General features: G+C 56.6%; 16 protein-coding genes. 10 read left to right on the top strand and 6 right to left on the bottom strand.

Annotated elements, in window-relative coordinates; genetic code table 11:
- The first annotated feature begins 26 nt into the window (after positions 1 to 26).
- The 3 genes from ysgD to IV493_RS17125 all read left to right on the top strand — a co-directional run bounded on the left by ysgD (position 27) and on the right by IV493_RS17125 (position 2365).
- The gene (gene ysgD / locus IV493_RS18700) at positions 27 to 83 is read left to right on the top strand and encodes a YsgD/CorL family protein (protein WP_350769477.1); all 57 of its coding nucleotides are present in this window, start codon (positions 27 to 29) and stop codon (positions 81 to 83) included.
- Between the two features lie 178 nt (positions 84 to 261).
- Positions 262 to 1215 (top strand): magnesium/cobalt transporter CorA, encoded by a 954-nt coding sequence (gene corA, locus IV493_RS17130; protein WP_195857488.1) that lies wholly within the window; start codon positions 262 to 264, stop codon positions 1213 to 1215.
- Between the two features lie 97 nt (positions 1216 to 1312).
- Positions 1313 to 2365, top strand: coding sequence for an AbrB family transcriptional regulator (locus tag IV493_RS17125; RefSeq protein WP_013359693.1), 1053 nt, complete (start codon positions 1313 to 1315; stop codon positions 2363 to 2365).
- On the opposite strand, the gene rarD is transcribed toward IV493_RS17125, so the two are convergent.
- Both rarD and IV493_RS17115 read right to left on the bottom strand, forming a co-directional pair.
- Positions 2336 to 3235 (bottom strand): EamA family transporter RarD, encoded by a 900-nt coding sequence (gene rarD / locus IV493_RS17120; protein WP_147789648.1) that lies wholly within the window; start codon positions 3233 to 3235, stop codon positions 2336 to 2338. The genes IV493_RS17125 and rarD overlap by 30 nt on opposite strands.
- 23 nt (positions 3236 to 3258) lie before the next feature.
- Positions 3259 to 3729, bottom strand: a complete 471-nt coding sequence (locus IV493_RS17115; protein WP_033734820.1) for a thioesterase family protein — start codon at positions 3727 to 3729, stop codon at positions 3259 to 3261.
- 194 nt (positions 3730 to 3923) lie between these two features.
- On the opposite strand from IV493_RS17115, the gene pldA reads away from it, so the two are divergent.
- From pldA to IV493_RS17095, 4 genes are all read left to right on the top strand, one after another.
- Positions 3924 to 4802: a phospholipase A gene (gene pldA, locus IV493_RS17110; RefSeq protein WP_110331160.1), complete on the top strand. Its 879-nt coding sequence runs from the start codon at positions 3924 to 3926 to the stop codon at positions 4800 to 4802.
- Between the two features lie 24 nt (positions 4803 to 4826).
- Positions 4827 to 6656, top strand: a complete 1830-nt coding sequence (recQ, locus tag IV493_RS17105; RefSeq protein ID WP_195857487.1) for an ATP-dependent DNA helicase RecQ — start codon at positions 4827 to 4829, stop codon at positions 6654 to 6656.
- Between the two features lie 12 nt (positions 6657 to 6668).
- The gene (gene rhtC / locus IV493_RS17100; RefSeq protein ID WP_033734822.1) at positions 6669 to 7292 is read left to right on the top strand and encodes a threonine export protein RhtC; all 624 of its coding nucleotides are present in this window, start codon (positions 6669 to 6671) and stop codon (positions 7290 to 7292) included.
- Between the two features lie 211 nt (positions 7293 to 7503).
- Complete coding sequence (locus IV493_RS17095; protein WP_195858198.1) at positions 7504 to 8313, top strand: DUF1460 domain-containing protein; 810 nt, start codon at positions 7504 to 7506, stop codon at positions 8311 to 8313.
- A 45-nt stretch (positions 8314 to 8358) separates the two neighbouring features.
- Here IV493_RS17095 and rhtB read toward each other — a convergent pair whose 3' ends face one another.
- Positions 8359 to 8982, bottom strand: coding sequence for a homoserine/homoserine lactone efflux protein (gene rhtB, locus IV493_RS17090; protein WP_195857486.1), 624 nt, complete (start codon positions 8980 to 8982; stop codon positions 8359 to 8361).
- Between the two features lie 112 nt (positions 8983 to 9094).
- Between rhtB and pldB the strand changes: the two genes are divergently transcribed.
- Both pldB and yigL read left to right on the top strand, forming a co-directional pair.
- Positions 9095 to 10087 (top strand): lysophospholipase L2, encoded by a 993-nt coding sequence (pldB, locus tag IV493_RS17085; protein ID WP_161733915.1) that lies wholly within the window; start codon positions 9095 to 9097, stop codon positions 10085 to 10087.
- 52 nt (positions 10088 to 10139) lie between these two features.
- Entirely contained in the window at positions 10140 to 10940 is an 801-nt protein-coding gene (yigL, locus tag IV493_RS17080) for a sugar/pyridoxal phosphate phosphatase YigL (protein ID WP_013359702.1), read from the top strand.
- A 46-nt stretch (positions 10941 to 10986) separates the two neighbouring features.
- On the opposite strand, the gene glpT is transcribed toward yigL, so the two are convergent.
- Positions 10987 to 12327 (bottom strand): glycerol-3-phosphate transporter, encoded by a 1341-nt coding sequence (gene glpT / locus IV493_RS17075; protein ID WP_033734825.1) that lies wholly within the window; start codon positions 12325 to 12327, stop codon positions 10987 to 10989.
- Positions 12328 to 12701: 374 nt separating this feature from the next.
- Between glpT and IV493_RS17070 the strand changes: the two genes are divergently transcribed.
- The gene (locus IV493_RS17070; protein ID WP_107320144.1) at positions 12702 to 13565 is read left to right on the top strand and encodes a carboxylate/amino acid/amine transporter; all 864 of its coding nucleotides are present in this window, start codon (positions 12702 to 12704) and stop codon (positions 13563 to 13565) included.
- A gap of 427 nt (positions 13566 to 13992) precedes the next feature.
- Here IV493_RS17070 and IV493_RS17065 read toward each other — a convergent pair whose 3' ends face one another.
- Both IV493_RS17065 and metR read right to left on the bottom strand, forming a co-directional pair.
- Positions 13993 to 14472, bottom strand: a complete 480-nt coding sequence (locus IV493_RS17065; protein WP_013359705.1) for a DUF1456 family protein — start codon at positions 14470 to 14472, stop codon at positions 13993 to 13995.
- An 83-nt stretch (positions 14473 to 14555) separates the two neighbouring features.
- Positions 14556 to 15482, bottom strand: coding sequence for an HTH-type transcriptional regulator MetR (gene metR, locus IV493_RS17060; protein WP_013359706.1), 927 nt, complete (start codon positions 15480 to 15482; stop codon positions 14556 to 14558).
- Positions 15483 to 15601: the final 119 nt, after the last annotated feature.

Below are 15601 nucleotides of genomic sequence, written 5' to 3'. Positions count from 1 at the left end.
CACTATTATCATGAGAGGACAATGCCTTGGACACGCCCAGTCGATGCTGGCTCAATGACCTGGATACCAGGCATAACATCTAAGGCTACCTCTTTACGCGGGTAGCCTTAGCGGTTATCAGCGACCTCCCTTTTTGATTCCGTCGCGCGAGTCAGCACTGATTTATCTCTGAAACTCTGTTTCCGTGTTCAGGCCGCACGTTCCATGTTGAGGAACGGCGGACCGCCTTGTCCCATTTAGTCTGCAATGGGGAGTATTGCTATGCTGAGCGCATTTAAACTGGATCACAGCCGCCTGACGCGACTGGAGCTGGAAGACGAAAACGACAAACTGACCACCTCCGTCTGGGTCGATCTGATCGAGCCGGAAGAGGGCGAACGTGACCGGGTGCAGACCGAGCTGGGCCAGAGCCTGGCAACACGGCCAGAGCTGGAAGATATCGAGGCCTCGGCACGCTTCTTCGAAGATGAAGATGGTCTGCATATCCACTCCTTCTTCTTCTATGAAGATGCTGACGATCACGCCGGTAACTCCACCGTGGCATTCACCATTCGTGAAGGCCGCCTCTACACGCTGCGTGAACGTGAGCTGCCCGCTTTCCGCCTCTATCGCATGCGTGCCCGTAGCCAGACCCTGATCGACGGCAACGCCTTTGAGCTGCTGCTGGACCTGTTTGAAACCAAAATCGAACAGCTGGCGGATGAAATCGAGAACATCTACAGCGCGCTGGAGAAACTCAGCCGGGTGATCATGGAAGGTCAGCAGGGCGAAGAGTACGATCAGGCGCTGTCACGCTTAGCGGAACTGGAAGATATCGGCTGGAAGGTGCGTCTCTGCCTGATGGATACTCAGCGCGCCCTGAACTTCCTGGTGCGTAAAGCGCGCTTACCGGGTAATCAGCTGGAGCAGGCGCGGGAAATTCTGCGCGATATCGAATCGCTGCTGCCACATAACGAATCGCTGTTCCAGAAGGTCAACTTCCTGATGCAGGCGGCGATGGGCTTTATCAATATCGAACAGAACCGCATCATCAAGATCTTCTCGGTGGTCTCGGTAGTGTTTCTGCCGCCGACGCTGGTCGCTTCCAGCTACGGGATGAACTTCGAGTTTATGCCGGAACTGAAGTGGAGCTTCGGTTATCCCGCGGCTATCGGCCTGATGATTCTGGCCGGACTGGCGCCGTATCTCTACTTCAAACGTAAAAACTGGCTTTAGAAAAGCAACGGGCCATCTGAGATGGCCCGTTCTGCTGGCTCCCGTCCCGATTTCTGCGTACTCTGACCCTCCTGTTTTTACAAAAAATTAACTTCTTATGGACGCTTTTTCGTTACGCACGCAGTGGACGCTGCTGCTGCTGATTTCCGTATTGCTAGGTGCGGTGCTGCACTATTTTCACGTGCCTGCCGCGCTGCTACTGGGACCGATGATAGTGGGCGTGGTGATGGGCCTGTCGGGTGCCACACTGCGGATTGATAAACGATTCTTCCTGCTTGCCCAGGCGGTGCTGGGTTGCATGATTGCCCAGAGCCTCTCGCCTTCGATTCTGACACCGCTGATTCAGGAGTGGCCGATCGTGCTGGCGGTGCTGCTGCTGACGCTGGCGGCCAGCGGCCTGTCCGGTTTTCTGCTGGTGCGCTTCAGTCATCTGCCTGGCCCGACCGGCGCATGGGGCTCGTCACCGGGCGGTGCTTCGGCCATGGTGGCAATGGCGGGGGACTTCGGCGCTGATGTACGGCTGGTGGCGTTTATGCAGTATCTGCGGGTGCTGTTTGTCGCCTCGGCCGCCGCGCTGGTCGCGCGTATCGGGCTGGGCGATGAAGCGCACAGCATCTCGCTGCTCTGGTTTCCCGCGCTGAATTATGGCTTTGCCATTACGCTGGTGGTGATGCTGACGGGCGCGTGGCTGGGCACACGACTGCGCATTCCCTCTGGCGCATTACTGCTGCCCGCGCTGGCGGGTGCGGTACTGAACAGCAGCGAAATCGCAGTGCTACAGGTGCCGGAATGGCTGCTGGCCGTAGCCTATGCACTGATTGGCTGGAGCGTGGGTTTACGTTTTACCCGCCCGATTTTTCTGCTGGCACTGCGCACGCTGCCGCAGATGCTGGCGTCAATCTTCGGGCTGATGCTGTTGTGTGGCGGGCTGGCGTGGATACTGACGCGCATGCTGGATATCGATCTGATGACGGCCTATCTCGCCACCAGTCCAGGCGGGCTGGACACGGTGGCGATTATTGCTGCGGGAACTCAGGTCAACATGGCATTTGTGATGGCGATGCAGACGTTGCGCCTGTTCACTATTCTGCTGACCGGCCCGGCTTTAGCGCGCTTTATTTCACGCTATGCGCGCGCGGGAACGGAATGAAAACGCCACCGCATCGCAGACAAACACCAGCAGCGCCAGCCAGATGAAGCCAAAGGTCACCATCTTGTCTGGTGTGATGGTTTCGCCATAAAACACCACCGCCAGCACAAACATCAGCGTCGGGCCGAGGTACTGAAAGAAACCGACCGTTGAGAGGCGCAGCCGGCTGCAGGCCGCCGCAAACAGCATCAGTGGAATGGTGGTCACAATGCCGGCCGCGATCAGCTTCAGGTTAAGACTTAGCGGGTTAGCGGACAGATGACTGGTGGCGCTGTCGGCAAAGCCAAACAGATAAATGGCTGCCAGCGGAAACAGCCACAGGGTCTCAATCAGCATGCCGCTCTGCGCATCGACCTGAATCTTTTTGCGCATCAGACCATAAACGGCAAAGCTCAGGGCCAGCCCCAGCGCGATAACCGGCAACGATCCAAACTGCCACAGTTGCACCAGCACGCCAATGGTTGCCAGCAGCACGGCCAGCCATTGCAGACGACGAAAACGTTCGCGCAAAAACAGCATGCCGAACACCACGTTGATCAGCGGGTTAATAAAGTAGCCCAGGCTGGCTTCCAGCATATGCTGATTGTTGACCGCCCAGATAAACAGCAGCCAGTTGCTGCCGACAGTCACGGCCGTCAGCGCCAGCAACAGCACTTTTTTGGGCTGGCGCAATACGCTGCGAACGCCGGGCCAGCTGCGGCTCAGGGTAATCAGCAACAGCATAAAGAGTGCCGACCAGATCACCCGGTGCGTCATGATTTCTGTGGCGGGAACCTGTTTGACCAGCTTGAAATAGGCGGGCGCAATGCCCCAGATAAAGTAAGCGCCCAGTGCAAAGCCAACGCCCTGGCGGGTTTGTTGCGTATCCATATGCGATCCATTCAGTGGCGTGGTTAGCCGATAAGATAGGTGGCGGTAGCCGTGGCGATATAATCGCCCTGTTGATTGTGCAGTTCCACGCGCGCCACGGCGACTTTGTTACCAGCGCGCAGCAGGCTGCTGGTGGCGGTGAAGCGCTCGCCGCGTCCGGGACGCAGATAGTCAACGCGCATGTCGATGGTGCCCATGCGTGACAGACGCTGACGCAGATCCGCTTCGCTGATGCTCTCCTGACGGGTTAACGCATTGCTGACGCAGACCATGCCCGCGGCCACATCGAGGACGGACGCGATAACACCACCGTGCAGAATCTGCTGCGCCTGATTGCCCACCAGCATGGATTTATTATTGAAGCTGATTTCAGCGTAGTCTGCGTCAAGACGCATCAGCTCCAGGCCTAGCGCCTGATTAAACGGCATGTGATAAACAAAAATTTCGCCGACCAGCTGGCGAGCGTCCTGCGGTGTCAGCACGGGTGATGACATGATGATGTGTCCTGAAAAAATCGGGCCAGAGGGGCGCGGAACATGAATGAGTTGTGTATTCTATGCCGCCTGCGAGGGTGTTTCCAGTTTAAGAAATCAGCACTCATGCTCACTGCCATTTGCGTGTAGAATGGCCTGCTTTTGACAACACCCTTTCAGTTATTCTGATACGCAGCTGCTCACCGGAGAATTTTATGCGTAAGCATCGCGCCTTGCTGGCGGCAATGTTGATATTTCCTGCGCTGGCGCAGGCGGATGAAGCCCGGATTAAAGAGGTTCATGACGCGCCACAGGTTCAGGGCAGCATTATTGCTAACCTGCTGGAGAAGCATGATAACCCGTTTGTTCTCTATCCTTACGAGAACAACTATCTGCTCTACACCTATACCAGCGACCTCAATAAAGAGGCGATCTCCTCTTATAACTGGGGTGAAAACGCCCGCAAAGATGAAGTGAAATTCCAGCTCAGTCTGGCATTTCCGTTATGGCGCGGTATTCTGGGCGACAACTCGGTGCTGGCAGCCTCTTATACCCAGCGTTCCTGGTGGCAGCTGTCGAATAGTGCTGAGTCATCACCTTTCCGTGAGACCAACTATGAGCCGCAGATTTTTCTCGGCTGGGCGACCGACTACTCGCTGGGTGGCTGGACGCTGCGTGATGTCGAACTGGGTCTGAATCACCAATCTAACGGACGAAGTGACCCGACCTCACGCAGCTGGAACCGTGTCTATGCGCGTCTGATGGCGGAGAACGGTAACTTCCTGGCGGAAATCAAACCCTGGTATCGCATCCCTGAAGGGGCGAGCAGCGATGATAATCCCGACATCACCAAATATATGGGTTACTACCGCACCCGGCTGGGCTATAAGCTCGGCGACAGTATCTTCAGCGTAGAGGGCAACTATAACTGGAACAGCGGTTATGGCGGCGCGACAATGGGCTGGAGCTACCCTATCAGCGAGCACGTCCGCTTCTATACTCAGGTGTTTAGCGGCTACGGTGAATCACTGATCGATTACAACCATCGCCAGACGCGTCTGGGTGTGGGTGTAACGCTTAACGACTTGTTCTAATCCCTAACGTAAGACAGGAATCGCGTGGCAACCTCGGCAGTTCTTAATCAGGAAGCGCTGGCTCAGCAGGTATTGCAGGATACCTTCGGCTACCAGCAGTTTCGTCCCGGTCAGCAGACGATCATTAATCAGGCGCTGAGCGGACGCGACTGTCTGGTGGTGATGCCCACCGGCGGCGGTAAATCGCTCTGTTATCAGATCCCGGCGCTGGTGCGCGAAGGGCTGACACTGGTGGTGTCGCCGCTGATCTCACTGATGAAAGATCAGGTCGATCAGCTGCTGGCGAACGGCGTGGCGGCAGCCTATCTCAATTCCACCATGACGCGCGATCAGCAGCAGACGGTGATGGCTGACTGCCGTACCGGCCGGGTTAAGCTGCTCTACATCGCCCCAGAACGCCTGATGATGGATAATTTCCTGGAAAGTCTGGCGCACTGGCAACCGGCGATGCTGGCGATAGATGAGGCGCACTGTATTTCACAGTGGGGCCACGATTTCCGTCCGGAATATGGTGCACTCGGGAAGATGCGTCAGCGCTTCCCGGAATTACCGGTCATGGCATTGACGGCGACTGCGGACGAAACCACCCGCAACGACATCGTTAACCTGCTGCACATGCAGGATCCGCTGATTCAGATCAGCAGCTTTGACCGCCCCAATATTCGCTACACGCTGGTGGAAAAATTCAAACCCACCGATCAGCTGCTGCGCTACGTTCAGGATCAGCGCGGCAAATGCGGCATTATCTACTGCAATAGCCGGGCGAAGGTGGAAGACACCGCCGCGCGGCTGCAAAGCCGGGGTTTCAGCGTCGGGGCGTATCATGCCGGCATCGACAGCGAACAGCGTGCCCGCGTGCAGGAAGCGTTCCAGCGTGACGATCTGCAAATCGTAGTGGCGACCGTGGCTTTTGGCATGGGTATCAACAAGCCCAACGTCCGTTTTGTGGTCCACTTCGATATTCCGCGCAACATCGAGTCCTACTATCAGGAAACCGGACGAGCCGGACGTGATGGTCTGCCCGCCGAAGCGATGATGCTCTACGATCCGGCCGATATGGCCTGGCTGCGTAAATGCCTGGAAGAGAAAGTGCCGGGGCCCTTGCAGGATATTGAACGCCACAAGCTCAACGCCATGGGCGCGTTTGCTGAAGCACAGACCTGCCGCCGCCTGGTGCTGCTGAATTATTTTGGCGAGGGTCGCCAGCAGCCGTGCGACAACTGCGATATCTGCCTTGATCCGCCGAAACGGTATGACGGCCTGGTTGAAGCGCAAAAAGCGCTCTCCGGCATCTATCGCGTCGGCCAGCGGTTCGGCATGGGCTATATCGTTGAGGTCCTGCGCGGGTCCAACAACCAGCGCATCCGTGAACAGGGTCATGACAAACTGCCGGTTTATGGACTGGGCAAAGATCAGAGCCACGAACACTGGGTCAGCGTGTTACGTCAGTTAATCCATCTGGGGCTGGTGACGCAGAACATTGCTATGCACTCGGCATTACAACTCACCGAAGCAGCGCGGCCGGTGCTGCGCGGTGAAGTGCCACTGATGCTGGCGGTGCCGCGTTTAATCACCGCGAAAACAAAGAGCAGCGGTCCGGCGAAGTTTCACGGTGGTAACTACGATCGCAAACTGTTCGCTAAGCTGCGTAAGCTGCGAAAAGCGATCGCCGACGAAGAGAATATTCCGCCTTACGTGGTGTTCAATGACGCCACGCTGATAGAGATGGCAGAACAGATGCCGGTCAGCGCGTCCGAGATGCTTAGCGTCAACGGCGTGGGGCACCGCAAACTGGAGCGCTTTGGCAAACCCTTCCTGGTGATGATCAAAGAGCATCTTGATGATGAAGAGTAAAGGACACTAATCATGCTGATGTTATTCGCAACCGTGGCGCTGGTACATCTGGTGGCGCTGATGAGCCCCGGCCCTGATTTCTTTTTCGTATCGCAAACCGCCGCCAGCCGCTCGCGTAAAGAGGCGATGATGGGGGTACTGGGTATTACGCTGGGTATCGTTGTCTGGGCGGGCGTGGCGCTGATGGGCCTGCATCTGATCCTGGAAAAAATGGCGTGGCTGCATCAGATTATTATGGTCGGCGGTGGCCTCTATCTGCTCTGGATGGGCTGGCAGCTGATGCGCTCGGCGCGTCAGCGTCATAAGCAGCCGCAGCAGGATGAGCCGGTGGTAGAGCTGCCGAAACGCGGCATGAGCTTTCTCAAGGGCCTGCTGACCAACCTGTCGAATCCTAAAGCGATTATTTACTTCGGCAGCGTATTCTCGCTGTTCGTCGGTGACGATGTCGGTTCAGCAGAGCGCTGGGGTCTGTTCCTGCTGATTGTTGGTGAAACCTTTGCGTGGTTTACGCTGGTGGCGGCTATCTTTGCGCTGCCGTGGATCCGCGCGAAGTATCAGCGGCTGGCGAAGTGGGTAGATGGTATGGCTGGCGTTCTGTTCGCCGGTTTTGGTATCCACCTGATTATTTCGCGTTAAGCCCTAATGCCGGAGAGCGTGCTGCGCATCCGGCAGTCATTTCACCTGCTGCTGCCTCTTTCTGAACTTCACCTGGGTGACGGCTATCACAATCCAGGCCTGCTGACGTCTTTCTGCTGTCATCGCTGACAAAAAGTCACCCTTCGTTAATTAATGAAACCATCACCTCCGGTATGGTCGTATCGACGGACTCTTTTTCATGGAGAGGATGATGCGAGTAAAACCCCTTTTACTATTGTTTATCGCGGCCTGTATCAGCGCCTGCGCTTCCCCTGATGCTGCCCATAATCGCGTCTCTGAAACGGCAGAAGTAGATAGCGTGTCGGCTATCCTGTCGCAGGCACGCCCGGCGTCAGAGCAGTTGCAGGGCGAAAGGATTAGCCAAATCTCTGCCGCGTTTCTCGGTACGCCTTATCAGGCGCATACGTTAACTGGTTCGATCAATACGCCGGAAGCGCTGGTGATCAATTTCAACGGAGTGGATTGTTTCACGCTGCTTGATTATGTCCAGGCGCTGAGCCGCAGCCATGACCGCGCCAGCTTTGAGGCTAGCCTGATTCGGACCCGCTACGCTGGCGGTGAGGTCAGCTTTCTGAAGCGCCGCCACTTCTTTTCCGACTGGTTCGCTGAGAACCCGCGCAATGCCGATGATGTCACCGGCACCCTCAGCCCGGATGCGGTGACGGTAGTGAAGCAGCTCAATCATCAGGCTCGTGGAAAAGAACAGGTGCCCGGTCTGGGTATCATTCCTCGCCGCATCACCTACATTCCGGCCCGGGCGATCACACCAAAGGTGCTGGCGCAGATCCAGACTGGCGATTACATCGGGGTTTACACCCCCGCGCAGGGGCTGGATGTCACGCATGCCGGAATTGCCGTCCGACATGATGGCCGGTTGTGGTTCAGGAACGCCTCATCACTGGCCGTTAATCGCAGGGTTGTCGATACGCCGTTCAGGGAATATATGCGGTCGAAGCCTGGCATGATTGTGTTGCGTGCGGTGCCACTGACTGCACCGTAGCAGCGGTAAGGAAGAAATTGCGCGCCGGATTCGGCGCGTCAGGTCTTAAGCGATTTTTCTGGCGCTGGCCAGCAGTGCGCCCACCGCCATAAACAGCCCACCGAAAATACGGTTCATCAACTTCATCTGTTTTGGCCCTTTAATCCAGCCAGCAATGCGCGTTGCCAGCGTGGCGTAGCCAATCATCACGATGATATCGACCACCACGGTGGTCACGCCCAGCACCAGATACTGCATAAACAGCGGCTGATGCGGCTGGATAAACTGCGGGAACAGCGCCGCCAGAAAAACGATACTTTTCGGGTTGGTGAGATTAACCAGCACGGCACGTTTGAACAGGCGACGACGCGGCATCGCTCTGGAGACCGCATCCAGATCGATGCCGCCTGCTGAGCGCCACTGCTGAATACCCAGCCAGACCAGATAGGCTGCACCGGCCCATTTCAGAATTTCAAACGCCAGCAGCGACTGCGAAAACAGCGCGCCCAGACCGATACCGACCAGCACGATGTGCAACGCCAGGCCGACCTGCAGACCAGAGATAGAGGCCACCGTGCCGCGATAGCCGTGGCTGATACCGGTACTCATGGTATTGATTGCGCCGGAACCGGGTGACAGGCTGAGAATTGTGGTAGTAAGCAGGTAGGTCAGCCACCATTCGATGGTCATGGGTCAGGCTCTCTTTAGTCGCGGATTTGTGACACAATACGCCAGAAATAAGCGCGGCGCTACGGCCTGCGCAGGGCGTTCAGGACTCTGTATCCGGTCATCAGGAGGGCGAATGAATCAACACAAAGCCAGCTGGCTGCGACGGGAAAAAGCCTTTGCTGCCTTCGCCACCGGGCCGCTGCTCGATTTCTGGCACAGTCGTGAGGAGCTTGAGTTTACCGGCGTCGGCAATCTGACGCTGCGTTATGTTCGCTTCACATCGCCGCAACACAAGCGTGTGATCCTGATTGTGCCGGGACGCATCGAGAGTTACATAAAATATCCTGAGCTGGCGTACGATCTGTTTCACTGCGGATTTGATGTGGTGATCCTGGACCATCGCGGTCAGGGGCGTTCCGATCGCCTGCTGGAAGATTCACACCGCGGTCACGTGGCGGAATTTACCCATTACGTTGACGATCTTGAAACGCTCTATCTGAAAGAGATCGTCAGCGGCCATTACCAGCAGCGCTATGCGCTGGCTCACTCAATGGGTGGCGCAATCTTAACGCTGTTTCTGGCGCGTCAGCCGCAGGCGTTTCATGCAGTCGCGCTGGTGGCACCGATGTTTGGCATCGCCTTACCGTTGCCCTCTTTTCTGGCTCATCGTATCCTGGACTGGGCGGAGAAACGTCCAGCCTTGCGCGATGGCTATGCGCTCGGCACCGGACGCTGGCGCGCGCATCCGTTTGGCATTAACCGGCTGACCCATAGCGCCGAGCGTTACCGGCGTAACCTGCGTTTTTATGCGGACGATCCGGCGATTCGTGTGGGCGGACCGACCTACCATTGGGTACGGGAAGGCATCCATGCGGGGCGCAACATCATCAGCCAGGTCGATAAGATCACCACGCCGCTGCTGCTGTTACAGGCGAGCGACGATCGGGTGGTCGACAATCGCTCGCAGGACCTTTTTTGTGCCGCGATGGCGGCGGCGGGTCATCCGTGTGAGGGCAATAAGCCACGGGTGATCGACGGTGCACGTCATGAGATCCTGTTTGAAAAGGATGAGATGCGCGCCGAAGCACTCAATGCAGTGGTCGACTTCTTCTCATCGCACCACTGACGTTATTTATCCGACCGGTTTAAACCGGCAGAACCAGATACCCGAGGTTTTCATGTATCACATCGTTGCATCCGATCTGGATGGCACGCTGCTTTCCCCCGAACATCGTCTGACCCCTTTTGCGCGTGAAACGCTGCAGCAGCTGGTCGCTAAGAATATTCACTTTGTCTTCGCCACCGGCCGTCATCATATCGATGTCGGACAGATGCGCGACAGCCTGGCGATTCCGGCCTATATGATCACCTCGAACGGCGCGCGCGTGCACAACGCAGAGGGCGAGCTGGTGTTCAGTCATAATCTGGATGAGGATATCGCCAGCGACCTGTTTGGCCTGCAGTATCATCACAGCGATATTCTGACGCACGTTTACCGCGACGATGAGTGGTTTGTCAGCCGTTCAAGCCCGGCTGAGCAGGACTATTTCCGCGAGTCAGTGTTCAACTATCAGGTCTATGAGCCGGGCCTGCTGCCAACCAGCAACATCAGCAAGGTCTTTTTTACCTGCGAAAACCCTGAGCATCTGATCCCAATGGAGCAGGCGATTGAAGCGCGCTGGGGCGATCGGGTTAACGTCAGTTTCTCGCTGCCAACCTGCCTGGAAGTCATGGCGGGCGGCGTGTCGAAAGGACATGCGCTGGAAGCGGTCGCGAAAACGCTGGGTCACTCACTGGAGAGCTGCATTGCCTTTGGCGACGGTATGAATGATGTGGAGATGCTGAGCATGGCGGGCAAGGGCTATATCATGCAGAACGCCCATCAGCGCTTAAAAGATACGCTGCCGGAGCTGGATGTGATTGGTTCGAATGCCGATGATGCGGTGCCGCAGACACTGCGCACGCTCTATCTTGCTTAAGCAGCCTGCGTTAAAAGGGCCGGATAACCGGCCCTTTTTATTGCCGTCAGGCGAGGGTCTTTTTGTGTTTGTGTTCGCTGACCATGGTCAGTAACAGCAGAATAACCGCCAGCACACAGCCCGCAATCATCACCATAAAGCCGCCGTCCCAGCCGAAGTAATCGACGGTGTAACCGACAATGGCACTGGCCGCGACCGAGCCACCCAGGTAGCCAAACAGGCCGGTAAAGCCCGCCGCCGTCCCTGCTGCTTTTTTCGGTGCCAGCTCCAGCGCATGCAGACCAATCAGCATCACCGGACCGTAGATCAGGAAGCCAATCACGATCATGCAGGCCATGTCGACGCCAGGATTGCCCGCCGGGTTGAGCCAGTAAATCACGGTCGCAATGGTCACCAGTGTCATAAAGAATACGCCAGTCGCACCGCGATTACCCCGGAACACTTTGTCCGACATCCAGCCACACAGCAGCGTTCCCGGAATTCCCGCGTATTCATACAGGAAGTAGGCCCACGACGATTTATCCAGCGTGAAGTGTTTGACTTCGCGCAGATAGGTGGGTGACCAGTCGAGGATGCCGTAGCGCAGCAGATAGACAAAGACGTTGGCCAGCGCGATGTACCACAGCAGCTTGTTCGGCAGCACATACTTCATGAAGATCTGTTTTGCCGTCAGCTCCTCTTCGTGGCTGGCATCGTAGTCGGGCGGGTAGTCGTTTTTGTACTCTTCAATCGGCGGCAGGCCACAGGATTGCGGCGTGTCACGCATCAGCGCAAAGGCAATAATCGCAATGGCAATGGCACCAAACGCGGGCATATAGAGTGCTGCTTTCCAGTCGTTGAACCACGCCATGCCGAGCAGGAAGAGCAGTGGCGGAATACCACCGCCCACGTTATGCGCACAGTTCCAGACCGAAACGATCCTGCCGCGCTCCTTCTGCGACCACCAGTGAACCATGGTGCGCCCACAGGGTGGCCAGCCCATGCCCTGGAACCAGCCGCAGATAAACAGCAGTACGAACATCACCATGATGCTGGAGGTCGCCCAGGGGACGAATCCCATGATCAGCATCACTGCTGCGGCCAGAATCAGGCCAGCCGGTAAGAAGACGCGCGGGTTTGATCGATCAGAGACCGAGCCCATGATAAATTTTGAAAAGCCGTAGGCAATGGAGATGCCGGACAGGGCAAACCCGAGATCGCCACGTGAAAAACCCTGCTCGACCAGATAGGGCATGGCGAGTGCGAAGTTTTTTCTGACCAGGTAGTAGGCAGCATAACCAAAGAAGATCCCGATGAAAATTTGCCAGCGCAGACGACGGTAGAGCGGATCAACGTGATCCGCCGCCACCTGCGGCTGACGTGGTGCAGGTTTAAAAATGCTCAGCATCAGTGAGGCCCTCCAGGGCACATTATGGTTTTTCATTCCCGGCAGGTTGGAGCAGGAAAGTGCAGAACAAAATGGATGCAGAATGTTCCATTTCGCGCAAAGAATAGTGTTAGTTGCGCAACGTTACTGTGATGAATGACACATTTGTTACAGTTTTATTACAGTCAGGAGCGGAAGTGATCACCGGATGGATCATTTCGCGCATTTTATCTGGCTGAAAGCCTATTCTGTCGATTGATGTGTCAGGAAGTGTAAGCAGGCTATCCGGTCTGCTTTTTAATCGCCTGGTTTATAATCAGATGTCAACCAGATTTCACAGCCTGACGGTGGCACATTGTTTACACTGTCGGCCTGTTAATTTCGGGGTCGTTGCCGTGTTTTTATTGATTATTACCACCATTCTGTGGGCCTTTTCGTTCAGCCTGATTGGCGAATACCTCGCCGGGCAGGTGGATAGCTGGTTCTCTGTGCTGATGCGGCTGGCGCTGGCTGCGCTGGTATTTTTGCCTTTCCTGCGCTGGCGGGGTTATCGCCCTTCGACGCTACTGCTGTATATGCTGGTGGGAATGCTGCAACTGGGCGTGATGTATCTGCTGAGCTTCGAAGCCTATCTCTACCTTAGCGTGTCAGAATTCCTGCTGTTTACGGTGATGACGCCGCTCTATGTGACGCTGATTTACGATCTGATCAGCCGTCGTCCGCTGCGCATCGGCTATATCTTCAGTGCGTTACTGGCGGTAGCGGGTGCGGCCATTATTCGCTATGACAAAGTCAGCGATCATTTCTGGTTTGGTCTGCTGTTAGTACAGCTGGCTAACATCTGCTTTGCGGCAGGCATGGTGGGCTATAAGCGTCTGCAGGAGACCCGCCCAATGCCGCAGCACACGGCCTTCTCCTGGTTCTATCTGGGGGCGGTGTTGATTGCCGTCATCGCCTGGTGCGCCTGGGGCAACCCACAGAAGTTACCGACCACCTCATTGCAGTGGGGCATTCTGGTCTGGCTGGGCGTTGCGGCTTCCGGTCTCGGCTATTTTATGTGGAACTACGGTGCGACGCAGGTCGATGCCGGTACGCTGGGCATCATGAATAACATGCACGTCCCTGCCGGGCTGCTGGTGAATCTGGCTATCTGGCAGCAGAAACCGCACTGGCCGAGCTTTATTGCGGGCGCGCTGGTGATCATCGCCTCGCTGTGGGTGCATAAGCGCTGGGTGGTGGGGCGCGGTGACCGGTCATAAGGTGAAAGGGGTGCGCTGCCACAGACCATAAACAGGCTTTGAAAAGTGGCTGTTGAATGGGTGCCGCCTCCCGGGCTGGGGCGTCCGATCGCGAAGGAATCTCACCTCCCTGTCGATCGGCCGGGCCATCCCTGGCCCGGACGCTTCGCTCTTCTGACGCGCCAGCCCATGAGGTGCGACAGCCTCATCGCTGTTAAATGCGTGGCTCAGCGCGAGCATGAAGGAGGGAATGGCGGGCTGAGAAGTAAAGCGTCCGCCGCATGGCTGGCCCGGTGCTGCTCTTGTCAAAGCAATGATGAAGCGGGAGCGCAGCTGAGGAGCAAAGCGTCCGAGCCAGGGATGGCGAGGCCGTACTGCATGGATGCAGGCTTTCTTTGCGATCAGATGCGCCACCTCTGACCACGCAGGGGTCAGAAGCGATCAGAAATTAAGCTGGCTTCTCACTCTTAGGGCGCTGAATCATCGCCAGCCCTTTCAGGAAGTTACGCAGAATCTGATCGCCGCACTCGCGGTAATTTTTATGATCGGGCTTGCGGAAAATCGCGCCGACTTCCGCCTGCGAAACGGTAAAGTTCACGCGTTTGAGCACGTCAGGGATATCGGTGGTTTTTAAATCGAAAGCGATACGCAGTTTTTTCATGAAGATGTTGTTCGTCATCTTGCGTTCAATCGACGGTGCAGGCGCATCTTCACTCTTGCCGCGACGGTAAAAGATCAGGCCATTCAGGAAATAACCCATCAGCACATCGGGGCAGGGACGGAACGCCGCATCGTCATCTTTTTTCAGCCACGCCTGAATATCTGTCTGCGGCACGTCACATTCTGCCAGCGCAAAAATCTCCACCATTTTGGCATCGCTCAGGTTGAGCATGTAGCGCACGCTGCGCAGAATATCGTTGTTAGTCATGGTGAGATCTTCTCATGGTCAGTCGACAGGCTGCGCATTATAGGGGATTTTGCCCGCGTTCGCGCAGGTTTGTGCTGGCCGGATTACCGTTGCAACACCGTGCCGGGCAGCGCGGCATCACGCACAAACGGCAGATGCTCACAGGCATGCTGACGGGCAAAACGGATAAACGCTTCCAGCACCGGCTGACGCTGCTCACCTTCACGCACGGCGGCATAAAGACGGCTCCACAGACCCTCACCCAGCGTGCGCGTGACGACCAGACCCTGCTTCTCAAAACTCTCCACCACCCAGTGCGGCAGTGCGGCAATCCCCATCCGTGCCGACACCATCTGAATCATCAGCAGGGTGTTATCCACACTTTTCAGGGCCGGACTGACGCCAGCGGGCTGCAGGAAGTGACGCCAGATATCCAGACGCTGACGCTGCACCGGATAGATCATCAGCACTTCATCGGCTAAATCTTCTGGCGAAATCTGCTCAACCTGCGCCAGCGGATGATCCGTCGCCAGCACCAGCCGCACTTCATAATCAAACATCGGCGAGTAGAACAGGCCCGAGCGCGCCAGAATGTCGGAGGTCAGCACCACATCCAGCTCACCCTGTTGCAGAGCGGGCTGGGGATCAAAGGTCACACCCGATTTAAAATCCATCACCACCTGCGGCCAGCTCTGCCGGAATTTATCCAGCGCGGGCGTCAGCCACTGAATGCAGCTGTGACACTCAATCGCTACCCGCAGCGTGGTCTGATGCGGCTCATGGCAGGCCTGCAACGCCTGCTGAATCTGCGGCAGCACCTGTTCCGCCAGCTGCAGCAGAATATCGCCCTGCGGCGTAAAACGCAGTGGCTGACTTTTACGCACGAACAGGCGGAATCCCAGCCGCTGCTCCAGATCGCTGAACTGGTGAGACAACGCCGACTGCGTCTGATGAAGCTGGGCCGCCGCCGCCGCCAGCGATCCGGTATTGCGCAGAGCCTGAAGCGTCCGCAGGTGCTTGAGTTCGATCATGAGAGTCCTTCACATCGAAAATGAACATATTGCGCTTGAGCAACATACAGTACCCGCAGAGTATAGCAGTGTAAACATCTGGACGGCTAAACATCTTTGGGCTGCCCATTTAAGCCAAA

This window comes from Pantoea sp. SM3640 (assembly GCF_015654165.1).
In the GTDB taxonomy this organism is placed as follows: Bacteria; Pseudomonadota; Gammaproteobacteria; order Enterobacterales; family Enterobacteriaceae; genus Pantoea; species Pantoea vagans.
Note: the sequence above shows the minus strand (reverse complement) of the source record. Positions and strands in the feature narration are given on the sequence as shown.

Coding starts and splice junctions, on each gene's coding strand:
- rhtB (WP_195857486.1), bottom strand. CDS start 8,982: ATGACCATCGAATGGTGGCTGACCTACCTGCTTACTACCACAATTCTC.
- glpT (WP_033734825.1), bottom strand. CDS start 12,327: ATGCTGAGCATTTTTAAACCTGCACCACGTCAGCCGCAGGTGGCGGCG.
- IV493_RS17095 (WP_195858198.1), top strand. CDS start 7,504: ATGCGAGTAAAACCCCTTTTACTATTGTTTATCGCGGCCTGTATCAGC.
- yigL (WP_013359702.1), top strand. CDS start 10,140: ATGTATCACATCGTTGCATCCGATCTGGATGGCACGCTGCTTTCCCCC.
- IV493_RS17065 (WP_013359705.1), bottom strand. CDS start 14,472: ATGACTAACAACGATATTCTGCGCAGCGTGCGCTACATGCTCAACCTG.
- metR (WP_013359706.1), bottom strand. CDS start 15,482: ATGATCGAACTCAAGCACCTGCGGACGCTTCAGGCTCTGCGCAATACC.
- pldB (WP_161733915.1), top strand. CDS start 9,095: ATGAATCAACACAAAGCCAGCTGGCTGCGACGGGAAAAAGCCTTTGCT.
- rarD (WP_147789648.1), bottom strand. CDS start 3,235: ATGGATACGCAACAAACCCGCCAGGGCGTTGGCTTTGCACTGGGCGCT.
- corA (WP_195857488.1), top strand. CDS start 262: ATGCTGAGCGCATTTAAACTGGATCACAGCCGCCTGACGCGACTGGAG.
- pldA (WP_110331160.1), top strand. CDS start 3,924: ATGCGTAAGCATCGCGCCTTGCTGGCGGCAATGTTGATATTTCCTGCG.
- rhtC (WP_033734822.1), top strand. CDS start 6,669: ATGCTGATGTTATTCGCAACCGTGGCGCTGGTACATCTGGTGGCGCTG.
- IV493_RS17125 (WP_013359693.1), top strand. CDS start 1,313: ATGGACGCTTTTTCGTTACGCACGCAGTGGACGCTGCTGCTGCTGATT.
- IV493_RS17115 (WP_033734820.1), bottom strand. CDS start 3,729: ATGTCATCACCCGTGCTGACACCGCAGGACGCTCGCCAGCTGGTCGGC.